General features: G+C 73.7%; 17 protein-coding genes, 1 pseudogene and 1 riboswitch. Of the genes and pseudogenes, 11 read left to right on the top strand and 7 right to left on the bottom strand.

Annotation, left to right across the window (positions count from 1 at the left end):
* Positions 1-37: 37 nt before the first annotated feature.
* The 6 genes from ACZ7HQ_RS31735 (at position 38) to ACZ7HQ_RS31710 (ending at position 4,779) form a co-directional block, all read left to right on the top strand.
* Complete coding sequence (locus tag ACZ7HQ_RS31735; RefSeq protein ID WP_470997322.1) at positions 38-160, top strand: putative leader peptide; 123 nt, start codon at positions 38-40, stop codon at positions 158-160.
* A 76-nt stretch (positions 161-236) separates the two neighbouring features.
* Positions 237-1,124, top strand: coding sequence for a glutathione S-transferase C-terminal domain-containing protein (locus tag ACZ7HQ_RS31730; protein ID WP_470997318.1), 888 nt, complete (start codon positions 237-239; stop codon positions 1,122-1,124).
* A 77-nt stretch (positions 1,125-1,201) separates the two neighbouring features.
* Positions 1,202-1,313, top strand: a riboswitch (SAM riboswitch).
* A 33-nt stretch (positions 1,314-1,346) separates the two neighbouring features.
* Entirely contained in the window at positions 1,347-1,496 is a 150-nt protein-coding gene (locus tag ACZ7HQ_RS31725; RefSeq protein ID WP_470997315.1) for a hypothetical protein, read from the top strand.
* Positions 1,497-1,662: 166 nt separating this feature from the next.
* Entirely contained in the window at positions 1,663-2,064 is a 402-nt protein-coding gene (locus ACZ7HQ_RS31720; protein ID WP_470997312.1) for a putative leader peptide, read from the top strand.
* 108 nt (positions 2,065-2,172) lie between these two features.
* Positions 2,173-3,375, top strand: a complete 1,203-nt coding sequence (locus ACZ7HQ_RS31715) for an LLM class flavin-dependent oxidoreductase (protein ID WP_470997309.1) — start codon at positions 2,173-2,175, stop codon at positions 3,373-3,375.
* A gap of 24 nt (positions 3,376-3,399) precedes the next feature.
* Positions 3,400-4,779 carry an NtaA/DmoA family FMN-dependent monooxygenase gene (locus tag ACZ7HQ_RS31710; RefSeq protein WP_470997306.1) on the top strand — a complete coding sequence of 460 codons (1,380 nt, stop codon included), beginning with the start codon at positions 3,400-3,402 and terminating at the stop codon, positions 4,777-4,779.
* Positions 4,780-4,979: 200 nt separating this feature from the next.
* Here the strand turns inward: ACZ7HQ_RS31710 and absR1 are convergent, their stop codons facing one another.
* Positions 4,980-6,062: a beta-glucuronidase AbsR1 gene (gene absR1, locus ACZ7HQ_RS31705; RefSeq protein WP_470997302.1), complete on the bottom strand. Its 1,083-nt coding sequence runs from the start codon at positions 6,060-6,062 to the stop codon at positions 4,980-4,982.
* Between the two features lie 94 nt (positions 6,063-6,156).
* Between absR1 and ACZ7HQ_RS31700 the strand changes: the two genes are divergently transcribed.
* Entirely contained in the window at positions 6,157-7,866 is a 1,710-nt protein-coding gene (locus tag ACZ7HQ_RS31700; RefSeq protein WP_470997297.1) for a LuxR family transcriptional regulator AbsR2, read from the top strand.
* 45 nt (positions 7,867-7,911) lie between these two features.
* Here ACZ7HQ_RS31700 and ACZ7HQ_RS31695 read toward each other — a convergent pair whose 3' ends face one another.
* A complete protein-coding gene (locus ACZ7HQ_RS31695) occupies positions 7,912-10,527 on the bottom strand; it encodes a CHAT domain-containing protein (protein WP_470997294.1) in 2,616 nt (871 codons plus the stop codon).
* A 76-nt stretch (positions 10,528-10,603) separates the two neighbouring features.
* Here ACZ7HQ_RS31695 and ACZ7HQ_RS31690 point away from each other — a divergent pair, with 76 nt between their 5' ends.
* The 3 genes from ACZ7HQ_RS31690 (at position 10,604) to ACZ7HQ_RS31680 (ending at position 13,169) form a co-directional block, all read left to right on the top strand.
* Positions 10,604-12,028, top strand: a complete 1,425-nt coding sequence (locus tag ACZ7HQ_RS31690; RefSeq protein ID WP_470997292.1) for a S8/S53 family peptidase — start codon at positions 10,604-10,606, stop codon at positions 12,026-12,028.
* Positions 12,025-12,663, top strand: coding sequence for an RNA polymerase sigma factor (locus tag ACZ7HQ_RS31685; RefSeq protein WP_470997289.1), 639 nt, complete (start codon positions 12,025-12,027; stop codon positions 12,661-12,663). The genes ACZ7HQ_RS31690 and ACZ7HQ_RS31685 overlap by 4 nt, the downstream gene beginning before the upstream one ends.
* A gap of 74 nt (positions 12,664-12,737) precedes the next feature.
* Complete coding sequence (locus ACZ7HQ_RS31680; RefSeq protein WP_470997569.1) at positions 12,738-13,169, top strand: hypothetical protein; 432 nt, start codon at positions 12,738-12,740, stop codon at positions 13,167-13,169.
* Positions 13,170-13,174: 5 nt separating this feature from the next.
* Here the strand turns inward: ACZ7HQ_RS31680 and ACZ7HQ_RS31675 are convergent, their stop codons facing one another.
* From ACZ7HQ_RS31675 to ACZ7HQ_RS31665, 3 genes are all read right to left on the bottom strand, one after another.
* Entirely contained in the window at positions 13,175-14,407 is a 1,233-nt protein-coding gene (locus tag ACZ7HQ_RS31675) for a cytochrome P450 (RefSeq protein WP_470997286.1), read from the bottom strand.
* Positions 14,408-14,480: 73 nt separating this feature from the next.
* Complete coding sequence (locus ACZ7HQ_RS31670) at positions 14,481-15,272, bottom strand: N-formylglutamate amidohydrolase (protein ID WP_470997282.1); 792 nt, start codon at positions 15,270-15,272, stop codon at positions 14,481-14,483.
* 124 nt (positions 15,273-15,396) lie between these two features.
* Positions 15,397-17,616, bottom strand: coding sequence for an NADP-dependent isocitrate dehydrogenase (locus ACZ7HQ_RS31665; protein ID WP_470997278.1), 2,220 nt, complete (start codon positions 17,614-17,616; stop codon positions 15,397-15,399).
* 205 nt (positions 17,617-17,821) lie between these two features.
* Between ACZ7HQ_RS31665 and ACZ7HQ_RS31660 the strand changes: the two are divergent.
* Positions 17,822-18,002: pseudogene (locus ACZ7HQ_RS31660) on the top strand (M1 family peptidase); the annotation flags it as partial.
* A gap of 1 nt (position 18,003) precedes the next feature.
* Here the strand turns inward: ACZ7HQ_RS31660 and ACZ7HQ_RS31655 are convergent.
* On the bottom strand, positions 18,004-18,408 hold the full coding sequence (locus tag ACZ7HQ_RS31655) for a DUF4186 domain-containing protein (protein WP_470997275.1): 405 nt from the start codon (positions 18,406-18,408) through the stop codon (positions 18,004-18,006).
* Positions 18,409-18,439: 31 nt separating this feature from the next.
* Positions 18,440-19,525, bottom strand: a complete 1,086-nt coding sequence (locus tag ACZ7HQ_RS31650) for a mechanosensitive ion channel family protein (protein WP_470997272.1) — start codon at positions 19,523-19,525, stop codon at positions 18,440-18,442.
* Positions 19,526-19,550 lie beyond the last annotated feature (25 nt).

Genomic DNA, 19,550 nt, shown 5'->3' with positions numbered 1-19,550 from the left:
CTCCAGTCAGGGAATCCTAGTGAACAGGTAGGGAATCATGACGCGCCTCGAAACGGTCACCGGCCACGCGGGCCGGACACCGTTGCGCGCACCCCTGCTCACCTCCCGCCGTCACATCGACCTGCTGCGCGTCTGCAGCGCGATCGGCCGCCACCGCTGAGCCGGGGCCCTTTGGCCCACCGGCCGGCGCCGCACGCCGGCGCGCCCATCCGCATGTCCACCACCCGGGGAGACGTATGTCCATCACTCCGCTCGCCGCCGTCCCGTCCGTCCACCGCGCCGCCCCCGTCTTCCGGGGCCGGCTCGGCCGGGACGCCCGCAGCGGCCACTACGCCGTGCCGCACCGCTACCGGCTCCATCTGTCGACCGCCGGCCCCGCGGGACTGCTCCTCGCCGTAGGGCACAGCCTCCTGGGCCTCGACGACGGCTGTCCGGTGACCTTCCTGCCCGCCGTCCCGGACTGTCCCGGCGGCGGCCACTCCGCGCTGCGCCCGCTGTACGAGGCGAGCGCCCACCACTACACCGGACCGGCCCTCGGGCCCGTGCTCAGCGACGACTGGTCCGGTCGCATCGTCAGCACCCACGCCCGCGACATCCTGCGCGACCTCGACCGTTTCCCGCACGAGGAACGGGTCTGCCTGTACCCGTGCGGCCTGGAGTCGGTGATCGATGCCGTCGAGCGGATGTGTGCCGAAGGGATCGAGGAGGCCGCCCAGCGCGCCGGACGGGCCGGTGCCGACCCCGCCGAACGGGCCGCCGCCCTCGAGGTGCTCCTCGACACCCTGGGCCGGCTGGAGAACCGGCTGACCGGCGAGGAGTACCTGGCCGACGACCGGCTCACCGCCGCCGACATCGAACTGTGGGTGGCGCTGGTGCAGTTGGACACCGTCCACCGCTGTCACCTCGACGCCTCCGCCGTGCACCGCATCGCCGGCCACCGTGCCCTGTGGGCCTACGCCCGTCGGCTGGCCGCTCACCCGGCCTTCGGCCGCCACCTCGACCTCGACGGCATCTCCCGCCGCCACCACGGCCGTTGCCAGGGCCTGGAGGCCGCCGGAGCCGCCGTCCAGATCCTGGACTGGGCGGGCCACGCGGCGGATGCCGGGGATGTTTCCCGCAGGTGAGAGCAGTCGGGTGACGTCCAGTAGGCGGACGGCCGTTGACATTCGGACGGTCGGCTGCCTTACTTGCGGCTCAGCACGGTCATGAGTGTCAGCACCAAGCCCTGGCTCGCTGACCGGCAACCCTCGCATCGCGGTGGGGTGCCCCAGGTGACGACCGGACCGGAATGACGTTTTCGGTAAGCGCGAGGGCCCCGCGGGGCCGGAACAGTGACAGGTGACGCCATGCACGCAGTTCCCAGGACGGCCGCGAGCCGCCCCCAGGGCCGCGTACGGTCGTACGCCGGGCTCCTCGTCGCCGACCGCGCCGTCGACCTGCTCCGCGTCAACAGCGCACTGTGTACCGCACCGGGCCGCGCCCGCTGCCGGGGCTGACGACTCCTTCCAGCCCCTCGCGTTCCCGAGACCCGCCGCCCGAGCGGTGTGCCGTTGCCCGCCCCCCGGCTCCCGCGCGCTGCCGTGCGGTGACTCGTGCCGCAGTCGTCGCCGGTCGCCGTACCCGTCCTCGTCCGTGCGCCGCGGCATGGTGACCGTGGGCAAGATGTCCAACGGCGCGGCCGAACAAACCGGGCTCAATGTCTCGGAGGTCAAGCCGATCAGCGCCGAACTCCCGCCCGCCGTCCGCAGGAACGGCACCCTGAACAGCAAGGGACTCCGCCTCCGTGTCCGTCGGTTTCACCCCGCGCCGCCGCAGCCGCATCGCTCAGGTACACAGCCCGACAACGACCGGCAGAGCGGGAACAACCGCGGCCGGCCGCGCGTTGTGACTCATGACGAGAACCGCCAGGCGGCCGAGACGGCCCGCCGCAGCCGACGGACGGAGGTGACGGCCGTGACCCGTGTGCTCCCGCCGCCCGTCCCGCGTCCGTACCGCTCCGTCCTGCTGCACTCCCGGCCGCACATAGACCTCCAGCGCGTGTCCGCCGCGCTCTGTCGCCACTGACCTTCTCCCCGGCCACAAGGCCACCCTCTCCTCCTGCCGTGCTCGCACGCGCCGACGCCTGCCCTCGCGGGCCGGTGTTCCCCGACGGACATCAAGGAAGGCACCGACGTGTCCTCAACTTCCGCTTCCCACCTGCACCTTGCCGTCGCCCTGGACGGCACCGGCTGGCACCCCGCCTCCTGGCGCGAGCCGGTCGCCCGCCCCCGTGACCTGTTCACCGCCGCCTACTGGGCCGACCTCGTCGCCGAGGCCGAACGCGGCCTGCTCGACTTCGTCACCATCGAGGACGGCCTCGGCCCGCAGTCCTCGCACTTCCTCGACCCCGACGAGCGCACCGACCAGGTACGCGGCAGGCTCGACGCGGTCCTCGTCGCCTCCCGCGTCGCCCCGCTCACCCGGCACATAGGCCTGGTGCCGACCGTGGTGTCCACGCACACCGAGCCGTTCCACATCTCCAAGGCGATCGCCACCCTCGACTACGTCAGCTCCGGCCGTGCGGGCCTGCGCGTACAGATCAGCGCCCGGCCGAACGAGGCCGCCCACTTCGGCCGCCGTACCATCGGCCGGATCGAGGCCTACGACAGCCCCGCCGCACAGGACGTGATCACCGACCTGTTCGACGAGGCCGCCGACTACGTCGAAGCGGTGCGCCGGCTGTGGGACAGCTGGGAGGACGACGCCGAGATCCGGGACGCGGCGACGGGCCGCTTCATCGACCGGGACAAGCTGCACTACATCGACTTCGAGGGCCGCCACTTCAGCGTCAAGGGCCCCTCGATCACGCCCCGCCCGCCGCAGGGCCAGCCGCTGGTCACCGCCCTCGCCCACCAGACCGTCCCGTACCGTCTCGTCGCCCGCCAGGCCGACATCGGCCATGTCACCCCGCACGACGTGGAGCAGGCCCGGGCGATCGTCGCCGAGATCCGCGCCGAACAGGAGGCGGCGGGCCGAGCCGGTGAGACCCTGCACGTCTTCGGTGACCTCGTCGTCCTCCTCGACGACAGCCGGGCCGAGGCGCAGGCCCGCCGGGCCCGGCTGGACGAGGCCGCGGGGGAGCAGTACACCAGCGACGCCCGGATCTTCGCCGGCACCTCCACTGAACTCGCCGACCTGCTCGAGGAGTTGGCGGCCGGTGGACTGACCGGATTCCGGCTGCGGCCCGCCGTCGCGGGTCACGACCTGCCCCGCATCAGCCGCGACCTGGTGCCCGAACTCCAGCGCCGGGGCCGCTTCCGGGACGCCTACGAGGCCTCCACCCTGCGCGGCCTGCTGGGCCTCGCGCGCCCCGCCAACCGCTACGCAGCAGCCTGAACCGGAGAGGACGACCGCACCGACATGAGCAAGCCGCTGAAGCAGATCCATCTGGCCGCGCACTTCCCCGGTGTCAACAACACCACCGTGTGGAGCGACCCGAAGGCCGGCAGCCACATCGAGTTCAGCTCCTTCGTGCACTTCGCGCAGACCGCCGAGCGCGCCAAGTTCGACTTCCTGTTCCTCGCCGAGGGCCTCAGGCTGCGCGAACAGGGCGGCAGGATCTACGACCTGGACGTCGTCGGCCGCCCCGACACCTTCACCGTACTGGCCGCGCTGGCCGCCGTCACCGACCGGCTGGGCCTGACCGGCACCATCAACTCCACGTTCAACGAGCCGTACGAGGTGGCCCGCCAGTTCGCGAGCCTCGACCACCTCTCCGACGGCCGCTCCGCGTGGAACGTCGTCACCTCCTGGGACGCCTTCACCGGCGAGAACTTCCGCCGCGGCGGCTTCCTGCCGCAGGACGAGCGCTACTCCCGCGCCAAGGAGTTCCTCGCCACGGCGAACGAACTCTTCGACTCCTGGCGCGGCGACGAGATCCTCGCCGACCAGACCACCGGCACCTTCCTGAAGGACGCCCGGGCCGGCGCCTTCGTGCACCAGGGGCAGCACTTCGACATCCACGGACGGTTCAACGTCCCGCGCTCCCCGCAGGGCCGCCCGGTGATCTTCCAGGCCGGCGACTCCGAAGAGGGCCGTGAGTTCGCGGCGGCCGGCGCCGACGCGATCTTCAGCCGCTACTCCACGCTGAAGGAGGGCCAGGCCTTCTACACGGACGTCAAGTCCCGCCTCGCCACGTACGGCCGCCGCCCCGACCAGTTGCTCATCCTGCCCGCAGCGACCTTCGTCCTCGGCGACACCGACCAGGAGGCCGCCGAGCTCGCCCGCGAGGTGCGCCGGCAGCAGGTCAGCGGCGCGACCGCCATCAAGCACCTGGAGTTCGTCTGGAACCGCGACCTGTCGGCGTACGACCCGGAGGGCCCGCTGCCCGACGTCGACCCGGTGGTGAGCGAGGACCACATCTCCCGCGGCCGCGCCCAGGTGCGCATGTACCGGGACCCGATCGCCATCGCCCGCGAATGGCGGCAGCTCGCCGAGGCCAACAAGTGGTCGATCCGGGACCTGGTCATCAACACCGGCAACCGGCAGACCTTCGTCGGTTCCCCGGCCACGGTCGCGCAGACCATCGACGACTTCGTGCAGGCCGACGCCTCCGACGGCTTCATCCTCGTCCCGCACATCACCCCCGGCGGGCTCGACACCTTCGCCGACAAGGTCGTCCCCCTGCTCCAGGAGCGCGGTGTGTTCCGCACCGAGTACGAGGGCACGACGCTGCGCGACCACCTGGGTCTCACCCACCCCGACGCGGGCGCCGCCGCGCCGGAGCGGGCCGCGTCGTGACGTTCCTCGCGACCGCCCCGACCGTGCACCGGCCGGACGGACGCCGCCCGCCGTGCCCGCGACCGCCGTGATCGTCGGCCGGACGCCCGGTGGGCCGCTGATCCCGCGGCGGGCGTGGCCGCGGGCGTCACCTCCCCCGTGGGTGACGCCCGCGACCCTTCCCCCGGTGCCGGACTGTGGTCATTGCCGACCGTGCGCCGTCACCAGCACATGACCGCTGTCTCCCCTCCACCCCACGTGGAGTACAGGCGGACCCGGACGACATAGCGCCGGCCCTTGACGAGCCGGACCCTGACGGCGGCGTTGTCCGGCGTGCCGCCGTCGTCGTGCCCCGCGAGGAAGCGCGGCTCCCCGTCGCGTTCCTCGAAGAGCACCAGCACGCTGTCGGCGTCGCCGAAGGTGCCCACGGTGTAGTCGCGGGTCTCGGGCGGCTCGACGGTGAAGTCGGCCTGCTCGCCCGGCCCGAGACCGAGCGGCACCGACCGGAACGGCACCAGCGCGGCCGGCCCCACCGGGCCTGTGGGCGGGTACCAGCGCAGCACGAACTCCTTGTCGGCCGGGGACGGGCCCCCGGACGGAGCCAGCCCCCCGCGGTACTGCTCCGGCTCCAGCACCAGCCCCGGCCCGAACGCGAACGTCATCACCGACTGCGGGTCCCACACCGAGGCGCTCGCCTCGCCGGCGTCCAGGGCGCGCAGCACGTTCGTGTACGTCGTCTCCCGGCTCCAGAAGTTCGGCGGACCGGCCAGCTCCGCGTACACGGCCTCGTCGTCCCAGTGCAGCCCGGCGTAGGGGCTCTGGTGCTCGTGCACCATGCCGAGCGCGTGCCCGATCTGGTGCAGCACCGTGCCGCGCTCCCCGGCCCCGGTCACGTCCCAGCCCAGGTTCATGGTGCGCTCGCTCCGGCCGACCGACAGCGCCTCGCGCCCCACCGCCGACCAGGAACCCCCGCCGCTCTGGAACCCGATCCGCAGCTCCGCCTCGCCCCGGTCCCCGACCTCGGCGAACGTGACCCCGAGACCGAGTCCCTGCCACTCGCGGAAGCAGTCACGGACCACGTCCCGCTGTTCCTCGCCGCCGGCCCACGGCACCCGGCGCAGCTCCCCGGTCCCCGGCACCGGGATCACCGAGGCGTCCGGGCCGTCGAAGAACGCGTAGTGCAGCACCGTGCCGTTGACCCACATCCGCCGTCCGGCCGCGAGCGCACCCAGGCGCTCGGCGGTCAGCCCCGGTCCGTGGGACGGGGCCGGCTGCCGCGGCAGCGAGCAGAGGCGTCGGGTCATGCGGCCAGCGTGCCGCCCATCGGCGCCGGGCGCCTGAGTCGGGGGCTACTCAAGTCTCCCTGTATCAAACCTGAGTACGCGCGCTCTGAACGATGTGAGGACTTACGAACAGGACGCGAACATGCGGGAGCTGCCCTGGCCGTTCACCGGCCGGGAGGACGAACTGGAGCTGGTGCGCTCCTCGTCGGCCGCCGGCCGGCCCGGCATCGTGGTCACGGGACCGGCCGGCCACGGCAAGACCCGGCTGATCACGGAGGCGGTCCGGGGCACGGAGCACGCCCGGGTGACCGGCACGCCCGAGGCCCAGGACCTGCCCTTCGCGGCCTTCGCCCACCTGCTGCCCGACACTGTCGCACCGCACCGCGCGGTGCGGATCCTGTCCGGCCTGCGGCTCCTCGTCGTGGACGACGCCCATCTGCTCGACGAGGCCTCCGCCGCGCTCGTCCACCAGCTCGCCGTGCAGGGCCGCACACGGCTCGTCGTCACCGCGGTGGACGGCGTGCCCGTGCCCGGCGCGGTGGCCCGGCTGTGGACCGGGGAGCTGCTGCCCCGGCTGCCCCTCGCACCGCTGCCCTGTGAGGACACCGCCCGCCTGCCGGCCGTGGCCGAACTGGAACCGCTCACCGTGCGCCGTCTGCACCGGATGTGCCGGGGGGATCTACGGCTGCTGCGCGACCTGGTCGCCGCGCTCGGCCCGGCCGGAGGGCTCGTCGGCGTCCCGGACACCGGTGAGCGGGCCTGGCGGGGCCCGCTGCCGCTCACGCCGGCCCTGCGGGAGAGGCTCGGCCCGGTGCTGGAGCGTTCCGCGCGCGGCGAACGGGACGTGCTCGAACGCCTGGCGTTCGCCGAGCCGTTGCCGCTGCCCCTGGACGAGCTCGACCCGGATGTCCTGGAGGGTCTGGAGGCGGACGGTCTGATCCATCTCGACGACCGGGGCGCCGTCACCCTCGGCCACCCCCTGCACGGACCCGCGCTGCGCGCCATGGCCGGCCGGGTGCGCGCGCGTCGGCTGGCCGGTGCGATGCCCTTCGCGTACGAGCCGGCCCTGGAGGCCGAACGGCGGATGCTGCTGCGGCGGATCGGGCAACTGGACGTCCGGCCGGTGCCTACGCCGGTGGGGGAGTGGCTGGTGGCGGAGGGCACCCCGGTGCCGGCGGGGTATGCCGCCGTGCGTGCCCGCTTCGCGCGGCTGCGGGGCGAGGTGCGGGACGCCGCCGCCTGGGCCCGGGAGGGGCTGCGGGGGGCACCCGGGGACACGGCGTGCGGGGAGGAACTCCGGCTGGCCGACGGCGAGTCGGCGGCGAGCCGCGGTGACGACGCCTACGCCCGGTACGACGCCGTACGCCTAGGTGCGGCCGAGGAGGCCGCCGGGCGGCTGCCGGCGGACAGTGTGTTCGCACGGCACGCGGAGGCGCTGGCACGCGGGGACGGGGCCGCGCTGGACCGTGCCGCCGAGGAGCTCGAGGACCGTGGGTTCCTGCTCTTCGCGGCGGAGGCGCGGTCGCAGGCGGTGCGGGGGCACCGGGATCCGCGTGCGGCTCGGGTGTCCCGGACCCGGGCGGTCGCGCTCGCGCGGCGGTGTCAGGGCGCGCGCACGCCGGCGCTGGCGGGGCTGGTCCTCGGTGAACTCACGGCCCGGCAGCGGCAGATCGTGACGCTCGCGGCGGCCGGGCTGAGCAATCGGGAGATCGCCGAGCGGCTGACGTTGTCCGTGCGGACGGTGGGGAACCATCTGTACAGCGCGTACAGCCGGCTCGGTACCGGTGACCGGGGAGCGCTGCCGTGGCTGTGCGAGTCGGCCTAGTGTCCGCCGGGTGCCGGTGGTGTGTCCTTGGCCGGGAATCGCGCCCTACGCCGCCCCGAAGGCCGCGAACGCCCAGCCCGTCGCCTGGTGGAGCGGGTCCTCGGGAAGGGCCGTCCGGGCGTCCCGCAGGGCCTCCGCCAGGGACAGGCCCGCGTCCAGGCTCTTGTGCAGGGCCAGCATCAGGGGCACCACCGCCGCGTCGTTGACCGGGGCGCTGCTCGCCACCACCCCGGCCGTGCCCAGCGGCAGCAACGCCGTGACCAGGCCGAGGAGTTCGTCGGCACCGACGGAGGCGAGGCGGGCGGTGTCGCAGCTGGAGAGGATGATCCGGTACGGGCTGCGGGCGAGCCGCTCGAAGTCGTGCACGATCAGCGGGCCGTCGGCCATGCGCAGGGCCGAGAACAGGGGACTGTCGGCGCGGAACGTGCCGTGGGCCGCCATGTGCGCGAGGGCCGCGCCGTCCAGGTGCTCCAGGACATGGGGGACCTGGGCCCTGTCGCCTTCGAGGACCGTCGCCGACGTGCCGTAGCGGTCGGCCAGTTCCGGTACTTCCGCGCCGCCGGTCGCCAGGCCGGGCCCGCGCACCAGGACGTGCCGGCCGCCCGGCGGTGGCTCGGTCTCGCGGGCGCGCAGCCAGCTGCCCGCCGACGGCGACACGCTGAGCACCCTCTCGCGCAGCGCGGGCAGCAGGGCCCACGGCACCCGGTGCAGGGCCCCCGGCGGCACGATCACCACCGGTCCCGTGCCGAGGTGTGCCGCCGCGCCGGCCAGGAGCAGCTCCTGCAGGCGCAGTCCGGCGGCCTCCACCAGGGGCAGGCGCGCCTCGGCGCCGGGGTGGGCGAGCCGCCGCAGGCCTGCCTGGACGTGCTCGGCCTCGGCGACCGCCTCGGCCAGCGGGCCGCCGGCGAACCGCCGTACCCGGCCCTGGCCGCACAGCAGGACGTGCACCCGGCCGTCGACCACGGCGAGTTCGACCAGGCGTGCCTCGCCGAGCCGGTCCAGCAGCCGGGCCCCGTCGAAGCGGTCGCCCTCGTGCGGGGCGGCGCCGCGTATGTGGTGGGTGCGGGAGCGGATCTCCCGTTCCAGGCGCCGCTGTTCGCGCTCCAGCGCGGGAACCGGGCGGCCCTCCATCCGGGACTCCTCCGCGCGCGCCGCGATCTCCCGGTACGCGGTCAGGCCGCTGAGCAGCGCCGGATCGGCCGGCGGCCGGGTGGGCGGCGCGGACAGCACCGTCGCCCGCCAGCGCTCGCTCCACTGGAGCAGCCGGCGCGGGGAGCCGTGGGCGAGGCTCACCTCCTGGGCCAGTGCGGCCAGTTCGGCGCCCTGCGCGGTGACGTGGGCCCGCAGCTCCGAGGCGCCCAGCGTCATTCGGTGGTCGTCGAGCACGTCCAGGCCGCGCCGGCAGGCCTCCAGCACACCCCGCCGGGAACCGGCCGCGCGTGCCCGCAGCGCCTGGGCCGCCCAGCCCGTCACCCGGGCCGGCGGCGGACCGGCGTGCCGGCTGCGCGCGGCCACCGCGAGGTGCCGCTCCGCGTCGGCCGTCCAGCCCAGCGCCAGGGCGATCCGGCCCGCGAGCAACGACGCCTCCGGCGCGGCGGGCGAACCGAAGGAGGCCAGCTTCCCGGCGACCGCCGCCGCGTCCGCGACCAGCCGGCCCGAGCGCCGCCCGGCCGTCACCCGCGCCTCGATCAGCACCAGACGGGCGTGGGTCTCCCACCACATCCGCCGCTGCGCCGCGAACAGCCGCACGGCGACGGCGGCGCGGGCCACGGCGGTGTGCGGGTCCCCGGCCGAGCGGGCGGCCCGCGCGGCGGCCAGCAGCAGCTCGGCCTTGCGGGTGGACTGCCCGCCGATCCGGTCCAGCAGCGCGATCGTCGCGTCCGCCTCGGCCAGCGCCTCCGGGGCGAGACCGGCCGCCATCAGCACCTCGCAGCGCCGGATGGACAGCATGTAGGTGGGCGTGCCGAGTTTCGCGTACCGCTCCTCGGCCTCGTCGAGCAGCCGCAGCGCCGCCGGGATGTCCCCGGACCGGAACGCGGCGAGCCCGCGGCTCTCCACCGCGTCGGCCTTGTCGTGCTCCTGGCCTGTGGTGTCCCACAGCCGTTCCGCCGCCGAGAAGTCCGCGACCGCCCGGTCCACCGCGCCGAGCGCCAGATGCACGGTGGCCCGCAGGGTCAGCGCCCGTGCGGTCCAGATGTCGTCGCCGGCCTGCCGCAGCACCGGCAGCGCCCGCCGTACGTCCTCCAGGGCCTCCCGGTGGTGCCCCAGCACCCACCACACGTACGCCCGCCGGTACAGCACCCGGGCCCGGGTGTGCCCGCTGCCCCGGGCGACCCCGCGCTCGAAGGAGGTGAGCCCCTGCCGCGTGCGCCCCGCGTGCACCAGTGCGACCCCGAGCGTCGCGAGCACATCCGCCTCGCGGTCGGCCGACTCGGCGCGCGCGGCCAGGTCGCGGGCCCGGCGCAGATGCCCGAGCGCGATCCGCAGATCGCCGAAGTCCCGCTGCCAGATGCCGAGCACCTGGTGGGCGACGCTGGCGTGCAGCGGCGGCGGAGCCGCGTGCAGCACCTGTTCCGCGCGTGCCCGGGCCTCGCCCGGGTCGGCGAACACCAGGGGCAGCAGTTCGAGGACCGACTCGCTTCCCGCTGTCACGTCTCGCATGGTAGTGGCCTGCTGTATCAGACGGTGTCCCCCCGACTCTCACTGTCGAACACCGTCTGCAGGGGGAGGACACGTCATGGCACCACAGCGATTCCACGAGCAGTTCGCGCACATCCAACGCTCCATGCCCGGCGTCGCGCTGGCCATGGGCCCGCAGGAGGACGGCCACTTCCTCTACGAGAAGGAGGTCGTCCTGGCCCGGGACGGCGAGGAGGCCCGCGTCGTCGAGGACACCGTGCGCGCCCACTTCACCGCGACCGAGGGCCTGGTCCCCGACCACGTCCGCCGGGACGGCCCCGACGGGGGCCGCACCGGTGTCACCCGCATCCGGGTCGGTGACCCGAGTTCCGGCGAGGACACCGTCCCGCACGCGCTGCGCGCCCTGCGGGAGGCCGAGGACCGCCAGGGCCGCCGGCTTGTGGGCCGCAACCACGTGGTGCACATCGCGGTCAACGCCTGCCCCGGCGACGAGCCGGTGCCCGTCGCGCGCACCCGCCCGGCCAACCCGGCCGCCACCGACGTACGGTACGACGCGGCGAGCGCCGTCGGCGTTCTCGTGATCGACACCGGCCTCGTGCACGACCACCGCTCCTACCCGCTGCTCGCCCACACCACCGGCGACGCCCAGGCGGCCGAGACGGACGCCGAGGGGGTGCTGCGCCAGTACGTCGGCCACGGGACGTTCATCGCGGGGATCCTCGGGGCTGTCGCGCCCAACACCGACGTGACCGTCCGGGGCACCCTGAACGACGCCGGGGCGATCCTGGAGTCCGAGTTCGGCGCCCGGCTCTTCGAGGCGGTCGACCAGGGCGGCTGGCCCGACATCATCAGCCTCTCCGCGGGCACCCCCACCGAGGACGGCGACGGCCTGATCGGCCTGGACGCGTTCATGCGCGAACTGCGCGAGCAGCGCACCCTGCTGGTCGCCGCCGCCGGCAACAACTCCAGTGACACGCCGTTCTGGCCCGCCGCCTACGCCGCCCTTCCCGAGTACGCGGACAGCGTGCTGTCGGTCGGCGCGCTGCGCGCGGACGGCGACGGCGAGGCCTGCTTCAGCAACCACGGTCCCTGGGTGCGGGTCTACGCCCCCGGCGAGCGCCTCACCAGCGCGCTGACCGGTTTCGGCACGCCCGTGCCGTACGTGTACCAGCACTCCACCTACGACGCCTGCCGGTTCGGCTTCGACTACCCCTGCACCTGCCAGTTCCCGCGGCACACCGGTGTGCTGAGCGAGGGCCGTGAGAGCACCGGGGCCAAGCCGGACCAGGTGATGTTCGACGGGCTCGCGCAGTGGAGCGGCACCTCCTTCGCCACCCCGGTCGCGGCGGCCCTGGTCGCCGCCCATATGACGGCGCACCAGGAGCGCGACCCGCGCGCGGCGCGCACGCGCCTGCTCGCGGCCACCACGGACACCGCCGAGGTGCGCGGGGCGCACGTCCCGGCGCTCCGGCCGCCCACCTGGCGCCCCGTCCCGGTCGTCGTCCCGGCCGTGCCCGCATGAGGGCCGGAACCCTCCGCTCCACGGCGTACCATGACGTGCCGTACACAAGGGGTGGAGCCGTGGACCGAACAGAGGTCGGCGCGTTGGTCCAGTCCGCCGTCGACGGGGACGCCGCGGCCTGGAAAGCACTGGTGGAAGGGATGAGTCCGCTCGTGTGGTCGGTGGTGCGCGCCCACCGGCTCTCCGACGCCGACGGGCACGAGGTCTACCAGACCGTGTGGTTCCGCTTCGCCCAGCACCTGGGCCGGATCCGCGAGCCCGACAAGGCGGGTTCCTGGCTGGCGAGCACCACCCGCCACGAGTGTCTGAAGGTGCTCAAGGCCCTGACCCGGCTGACCCTGACGGACGATCCGCGGGTGCTGGACCGGGCCAGCGACGACCGGACCCCGGAGGAGTCGCTGATCGATTCGGAGGAGGCGGCGGACCGGGCCGAGCGGGTCCGCCGCCTGTGGCAGGAGCTGGAGGGGCTGGGGGAGCGCTGCCGGCAGCTGCTGCGCGTGCTCATGGCCTCCCCGCCGCCCAGCTACGGGGAGGTCTCGGCCGCGCTCGGTATCGCGGTCGGCAGCATCGGCCCGCTGCGCCAGCGCTGTCTGCGCCGGCTGCGGGCCCGGATGGACGCACGGGGTGCGGCGTGAACGACGACGAGAACCGGTTCCCGGGACAGGACGCGGGCTCGCCCCGACCGGACGGGGCGGACGGGGCGGAGGAACTGGCGGACGCCCTGCTGGAGGAGGAGCTGCGCCAGGCCGCCGCCGTCCTGGACCCCGTACCGGACGTCCTGCGCCAACTCGCCCTGGACGCCTACGCCCTGCACGACCTGGACGCGCGGCTCGCCGAGCTGACCTTCGACTCGCTCGTGGACGCGCTGCCGGTCCGCGGTGTCACGGACGCCCCGCGGATGCTGACGTTCCGCGCCGGTGAGGTCACCGTCGACGTCGAGGTCACCGACGACGGGCTGATCGGCCAGGTGCTGCCGCCGCAGTCGGCGCGCATCGAGGTGCTCGGCGGCCCGCAGACCGCCCGCCCGGTCACCGTCGACACCCTCGGCCGCTTCAGCAGCGACACCGCGCCGGCCGGCCCGTTCGCCCTCAGGCTGCGGGCCGGCGCGGAGGTGATCGTCACGGAGTGGCTGCGGGCCTGAACCGGTCAGGGGGACCAGGTCACGGGCAGCGTTCGCGGGCCGCGGATCATCGTCCTGTGCCGCCACCGCACCTGGTCGGCCGGCACGGCGAGCCGGAGCCCCGGCAGCCGGTCCAGGAGTGTGTCCACCAGCAGTTCGGTCTGCAGCCGGGCCAGCACCGCGCCGGTGCAGAAGTGCGGGCCGTTGCCGAACGCCACATGCGGGTTCGGAGTGCGGTCGGGGTCGATGCGGTCCGGGTCCGGGAAGACGTCGGGGTCGCGGTTCGCGGCGAGGTAGGAGACGTAGACCGGCTCGCCCGCGGCGATCCGGTGGCCGGCGATCTCCACGTCCTCCCGCGCGATGCGGGCGAGCCCGACCGTGCTGCGGTGCGGGATGTGGCGCAGCAGTTCGTCCAGCACCGGACCGCGCGCCTCGGGACGAGCCCGCATCCGCGCCATCAGCTCCGGCCGGGTCAGCAGCAGGTACAGCATCTGCCCGCAGTTGTGCGTGACGGCCTCGCCGCCGATCTGCAGCGGACCGGCCAGCCCGACGGCCTCCTCCTCGCTGATCTCCCCGCCCGCCACGGCGCGGCCGAGCATCGAGTAGACGTCCCCGTCGGTGCTGCCCGCGCGGGCCCGGACGACGGAGGTGATCCAGCCGTACAGGCCGTTCTTGGCCTGGGAGGCGGCCTCGGCGCCGTGGGTGGAGATGATCTCCCGGGTCCAGGCGTGCACCCGCGCCCGGTCGGCGGCGGGTACGCCCATCACCTCGCTGACGACGGTGAGCGGGAACGGCTCCAGCACCCGTTCGACCAGATCGGCCGGCGGCCCGTCCCGTACGACGCCCTCGACCAGCTCGTCCAGGACCGCCTGCGCGCGGGGCCGCAGCCGCTTCATCGCCCGCACCGTGAAGGCGTCGGCGATCGGCTTGCGCAGCCGGTTGTGGTCGGGCTGGTCGGCCCAGGCGAGCGAGCCGGGGCGGGGCGCGAAGTCCGGTGCCAGCCGGGTGATCTGACGCCGGGTCACCTCGCGGCGGCTGAACCGCGGATCGCTGGTGATCAGCTTCACGTCCTCGTAGCGGGTCGCCAGCCATGCCCAGCCCTCGCCGAACGGCAGCCGGATCCGGGACAGCGGACCCTCGCGCATGAGGCCGGCGAGCACCGGGTCGAACTCCGTGCCGTCCAGGTCGGACGCGGGCCAGTCCCGGACGGGCGGCCGGGGCTCCCGGCCGGTGGACGCGCTGGTCTCCACGGTCGTCATGACGTCCACCCTGGTACGGACGGTGTGGGCTGTCCTGCTGGAGTGGTCCAGGCGGAGGCCCCTCAGGGGCGCTTCAGACGGCGTCCACGAGTGCGGCCAGCGCGTCCGCCAGCCGTTCCAGGCCGGGCCCGGCCGGGCCGCCCGGCTCGGACATGTAGGTGTCCCGGCGGATCTCCACCATCAGGGCCGAGACCCGGGCGTCGCGGCCGTGGAAGTCCAGCGGTACGTACGTCCCGGCGAACGGGCTGTCCAGGCCCGTCTCCCCGCAGGCCGCGAACGCCTCGCGGGCCGCCTCGGCCAGCTCCGGCGGGGTGTGGAAGGCGTCCGTGCCCAGGCAGACCGGCGGACGCGGGCCGCGGGCGTGCAGCTCGTAGGGGAGCGGCTCGCTCGGATAGGAGTGCACGTCGATCACCACCGCCCGCCCGGTCGCCGCCAGCCGCTCGGCGACCGCCTCGGCCATGGCCCGTGCGTACGGCCGGAAGTACCGTGCCAGCAGCGGCTGCGGATCGGTGTCCGCGGGACGCAGCGCGGCGCGGTGCGTGGTCCGGGTGTACACGGCGCCCATGCCGACGGCCGTCATCTCCTCGCGCTCGTCCGGGAACCGTTCCGGGTCCACGACCAGCCGGGACAGCCGGTTCACGAACCGCCAGGGCGTGACGCCGGCGCGTGCGGCGGCCCGCTCGGCGAGCTCGGCGGTGTGCGCGTCCGTGATGTGGTCCAGTTCCCGCTCCAGCGCGGCGTCCCCCAGCACGATCCCGGCCCGCACGTCCGCGGGGACGGCCCGCGCGGAGTGCGGGACGTGCAACAGCACGGGCGAGTCGGGGGCACCGGGGAGGAGTTCGTACGACGGCACAGGCTCGGTCACGGGCAGCTCCGTTCTCGGTGGACACGCCTCCGCCCCGGCCGGGGTCGCCGACCGGGGCGGAGGATCACTCAGGTGCGCGGCCTGCGCGCCGCGGGCACCGACCCGGGCGCGGGCGCGGCGGGCGTCAGTTCAGGGACGCCAGCGCCTCGTTCCAGGTGGCCGACGGGCGCATGACCGCGTCCGCCTTGGCCTTGTCGACCTGGTAGTAGCCGCCGATGTCGGCCGGGGAGCCCTGGACCGCGACCAGTTCGTCCACGATCGTCTGCTCGTTCGCGGCGAGGGCCTCGGCGAGCGGCGCGAACGCCTTGGCGAGGTCGGCGTCGTCGGTCTGCCGGGCCAGCTCCTGCGCCCAGTACAGGGACAGGTAGAAGTGGCTGCCGCGGTTGTCGATGCCGCCGACGCGACGGGTCGGGGACTTGTCCTCGTTGAGGAAGGTCGCCGTGGCGCGGTCGAGGGTGTCGGCGAGCACCTTGGCGCGGGTGTTGCCGGTGGCCGCCGCGTACTGCTCGAAGGAGGGCACGAGCGCGAAGAACTCACCGAGGGAGTCCCAGCGCAGGTAGTTCTCCTTGACCAGCTGCTGGACGTGCTTCGGCGCGCTGCCGCCGGCGCCCGTCTCGAACAGGCCGCCGCCCGCCATCAGCGGGACGACCGACAGCATCTTGGCGCTGGTGCCCAGCTCCAGGATCGGGAACAGGTCGGTCAGGTAGTCGCGCAGGACGTTGCCCGTGACCGAGATGGTGTTCTCGCCGCGGCGGATGCGCTCCACCGACAGCTTGGTGGCCTCGACAGGCGACAGGATCCTGATGTCCAGGCCCTCGGTGTCGTGCTCCGGCAGGTACTGCCTGACCTTGGCGATGAGCTGCGCGTCGTGGGCGCGGGTCTCGTCCAGCCAGAACACCGCCGGGTCGCCGGTGGCGCGGGCGCGGGTGACGGCCAGCTTGACCCAGTCGCGGATCGGGTCGTCCTTGGTCTGGCAGGCGCGGAAGATGTCGCCCTGGGCGACCGGCTGCTCGATCAGGACGTTGCCGGCCCGGTCGACCAGGCGGACCGTGCCGGCGGCCGGGACCTCGAAGGTCTTGTCGTGGGAGCCGTACTCCTCGGCCTTCTGAGCCATCAGGCCGACGTTCGGGACCGAGCCCATGGTGGACGGGTCGTAGGCGCCGTTGGCCCGGCAGTCCTCGATGACGGCCTGGTAGACACCGGCGTAGGAGGAGTCCGGGAGGACGGCGAGGGTGTCGGCCTCCTGGCCGTCCGGGCCCCACATGTGGCCGGAGGTGCGGATCATCGCCGGCATGGAGGCGTCCACGATGACGTCCGAGGGGACGTGCAGGTTGGTGATGCCCTTGTCGGAGTCGACCATGGCGAGGGCCGGGCCCTCGGCGATCTCGGCGTCGAAGGAGGCCTTGATCTCGGCGCCCTCGGGCAGGTTCTCCAGGCCCTTGAGGATGCCGCCGAGGCCGTCGTTCGGGGTGAGGCCGGCCGCCTTGAGGGTCTCGCCGTACTTCGCGAACGTCTTCGGGAAGAAGGCGCGCACCACGTGACCGAAGATGATCGGGTCGGAGACCTTCATCATCGTGGCCTTCAGGTGCACGGAGAACAGGACGCCCTCCTGCTTGGCGCGGGCGACCTGCGCGGCGAGGAACTGCTCCAGCTCGGCGACGTGCATGACGGAGGCGTCGACGACCTCGTCCTTGAGGACCGGTACGGACTCCTTCAGGACGGTGGTGGTGCCGTCCTCGGCGACCAGCTCGATCCGCAGCGCGCCGTCCTCGGCGATGGTGACGGACTTCTCGGTGGAGCGGAAGTCGTTCTCGCCCATCGTGGCCACGTTGGTCCTGGACTCGGAGGTCCAGGCGCCCATGCGGTGCGGGTGGGTCTTGGCGTAGTTCTTCACCGAGGCCGGGGCACGGCGGTCGGAGTTGCCCTCACGCAGCACCGGGTTGACGGCGGAGCCCTTGATCTTGTCGTAGCGGGCGCGGATCTCGCGCTCCTCGTCGGTCTTCGGGTCGTCCGGGTAGTCCGGCAGCGCGTAGCCCTTGCCCTGGAGCTCGGCGACGGCGGCCTTGAGCTGCGGGATGGACGCCGAGATGTTCGGCAGCTTGATGATGTTGGCCGCGGGGGTCTTGGCCAGCTCGCCCAGCTCGCTCAGCGCGTCCGGGATGCGCTGGTCCTCGTTCAGGTACTCCGGGAAGACGGCGATGATGCGCCCGGCCAGCGAGATGTCCCGGGTGGTCACGGGCACACCGGCCTGCGAGGCGTACGCCTGGATCACCGGCAGGAACGAATGCGTCGCCAGGGCCGGGGCCTCGTCTGTGTAGGTGTAGATGATGGTCGAGTCAGTCACCGGGTGCTCCGCTCCACGTCTGCAACATTGCTCGACATCAAGATATCTCGTGATGGAGTCCGGCTCGACAGGGGTCCTGACCGGAAATCGTCTCCGCCGGTGGAACCACCCGGGCGCTCTCGTGGTCATGACAAGCGAGCGCGCGCCGGCCATGCGCGATCGCTCACCGACCGGCGGCCGGCCCTGACCCTCCGGCCGCCCCGAGGAGGTCTACGGCCAGGACCTGTCCGGCTTCCTGCGCGACTGGCTGTACGGCACGAAGACCCCGCGCATGCCGGGCCACCCGCACTCTGGACGGTGACCCCGCCGGCTCGTCCCTCACGGCCCCGCACCGCAGGCGCGCCGGCCAGTGGCACGGCCACGACGAGAACTCCGCCACGCTCTGAGTCAGCCCCCGCGGCCGGGACCCTCTCCGCCCCCGCCCGCTGTCTCCCGCTCGATCCACCGGCAGATCACGTCCACCACGTACACGTGCTCGGCCCGGGTCAGCTCGCGCCCCTTCGGGATCCCGTGCCAGCGTTCCAGGCAGCCACGGCAGCAGGTGGCGGTCGCGTGCTGCGCGACGAAGACCGGGTGACCGCGGTACGGCGTCTGCTTGCCGTCCTTGTACGGCGCGGCCGGTGCCAGCCGCTTCGCGGTCAGGTCGTACGCGTGCCACCGCAGGGTCGCCGGCCCCTTCAGCTCGGCGGTGGCCCGCTCCCGCCCGCGCAGGTGGAACCTCGCCCGGAACGGCTGGCGCGCGATCGCGTCCAGCCGCTGGTCCAGGGAACGGGGGTCGGGCGGGGTGCTCATGCTCCTTCGAGCATACGAGCAGTGCCACGAGCTACTCGACGGCCCCCGGGACGACGTCCTCCCCGCTGCGCTGGTGCGGGATCAGCACCGCGCCCTGCTGCAGTGCCACCGTGCGGGTGGGGGCCGGGATGCTGATGCCCTCCGCGCGGTAGCGGCGGTGGAGGCGCTTGATGAACTCGTGCTTGATGCGGTACTGGTCGCTGAACTCGCCGACGCCGAGGATCACCGTGAAGCCGATCCGGGAGTCGCCGAAGGTGTGGAAGCGGATGGCGGGCTCGTGCTCCGGGACGGCGCCCTCGACCTCCCGCATGACCTCCGCGACGACCTGGGCCGTCACGCGCTCCACGTGCTCCAGGTCGGCGTCGTAGCCCACCCCGACCTGCACCAGCACCGTCAACCGCTGCTCGGGGTGCGTGAAGTTGGTCATGTTGGCCTTGGCGAGCTGGCCGTTGGGGATGACCACCAGGTTGTTGGACAGCTGGCGGACCGTCGTCTGGCGCCAGTTGATGTCCACGACGTAGCCCTCCTCGCCGCTGCTCAGCCGGATGTAGTCGCCGGGCTGGACGGTCTTGGAGGCCAGGATGTGGACGCCGGCGAAGAGGTTGGCGAGGGTGTCCTGCAGGGCGAGCGCCACGGCGAGACCGCCGACGCCCAGGGCGGTCAGCAGGGGCGCTATGGAGATGCCGAGGGTCTGCAGGACGACCAGGAAACCGATCGCGAGGACCAGCACCCGGGTGATGTTGACGAAGATGGTCGCCGAGCCCGCCACGCCCGAGCGGGACTGGGTGACCGTACGGACCAGACCGGCGATCACCCGGGCCGCGGACAGCGTCACCACCAGGATCAGCCACACCTCGAGGATCTGGTCGGTGTGGTGCCGGACGGGCGGGGTCAGAGGCAGGACGATCCCCGCCGCCGCCAGCCCGCCCGCGATCGCCGCCCAGGGAACCACCGAGCGCAGCGCGTCCACGATGACGTCGTCACCGCTCCAGCGGGTCCGCTTGGCGTGCCCCGCCAGCCAGCGCAGCAGCGTGCGCGACAGGAAGGCGAGCAGCAGGCCCGCCGCCACGGCGATCCCGGCGAGTACCAGGTCGTCCAGGGTCAGCGAGCGGTTCACCGGTCACCGCCGAAGGGGTGCGTAC

Source organism: Streptomyces sp. NPDC037290 (genome assembly GCF_055603245.1).
This window is presented reverse-complemented; position numbering and strand designations above follow the sequence as displayed.

What these genes read in the sequence shown, in the direction of transcription:
- ACZ7HQ_RS31735 (WP_470997322.1), top strand. Translation starts at nt 38, where the DNA reads ATGACGCGCCTCGAAACGGTCACCGGCCACGCGGGCCGGACACCGTTG.
- ACZ7HQ_RS31710 (WP_470997306.1), top strand. Translation starts at nt 3,400, where the DNA reads ATGAGCAAGCCGCTGAAGCAGATCCATCTGGCCGCGCACTTCCCCGGT.
- ACZ7HQ_RS31690 (WP_470997292.1), top strand. Translation starts at nt 10,604, where the DNA reads ATGGCACCACAGCGATTCCACGAGCAGTTCGCGCACATCCAACGCTCC.
- ACZ7HQ_RS31720 (WP_470997312.1), top strand. Translation starts at nt 1,663, where the DNA reads ATGTCCAACGGCGCGGCCGAACAAACCGGGCTCAATGTCTCGGAGGTC.
- ACZ7HQ_RS31685 (WP_470997289.1), top strand. Translation starts at nt 12,025, where the DNA reads ATGAGGGCCGGAACCCTCCGCTCCACGGCGTACCATGACGTGCCGTAC.
- ACZ7HQ_RS31695 (WP_470997294.1), bottom strand. Translation starts at nt 10,527, where the DNA reads ATGCGAGACGTGACAGCGGGAAGCGAGTCGGTCCTCGAACTGCTGCCC.
- absR1 (WP_470997302.1), bottom strand. Translation starts at nt 6,062, where the DNA reads ATGACCCGACGCCTCTGCTCGCTGCCGCGGCAGCCGGCCCCGTCCCAC.
- ACZ7HQ_RS31730 (WP_470997318.1), top strand. Translation starts at nt 237, where the DNA reads ATGTCCATCACTCCGCTCGCCGCCGTCCCGTCCGTCCACCGCGCCGCC.
- ACZ7HQ_RS31725 (WP_470997315.1), top strand. Translation starts at nt 1,347, where the DNA reads ATGCACGCAGTTCCCAGGACGGCCGCGAGCCGCCCCCAGGGCCGCGTA.
- ACZ7HQ_RS31655 (WP_470997275.1), bottom strand. Translation starts at nt 18,408, where the DNA reads ATGAGCACCCCGCCCGACCCCCGTTCCCTGGACCAGCGGCTGGACGCG.
- ACZ7HQ_RS31675 (WP_470997286.1), bottom strand. Translation starts at nt 14,407, where the DNA reads ATGACGACCGTGGAGACCAGCGCGTCCACCGGCCGGGAGCCCCGGCCG.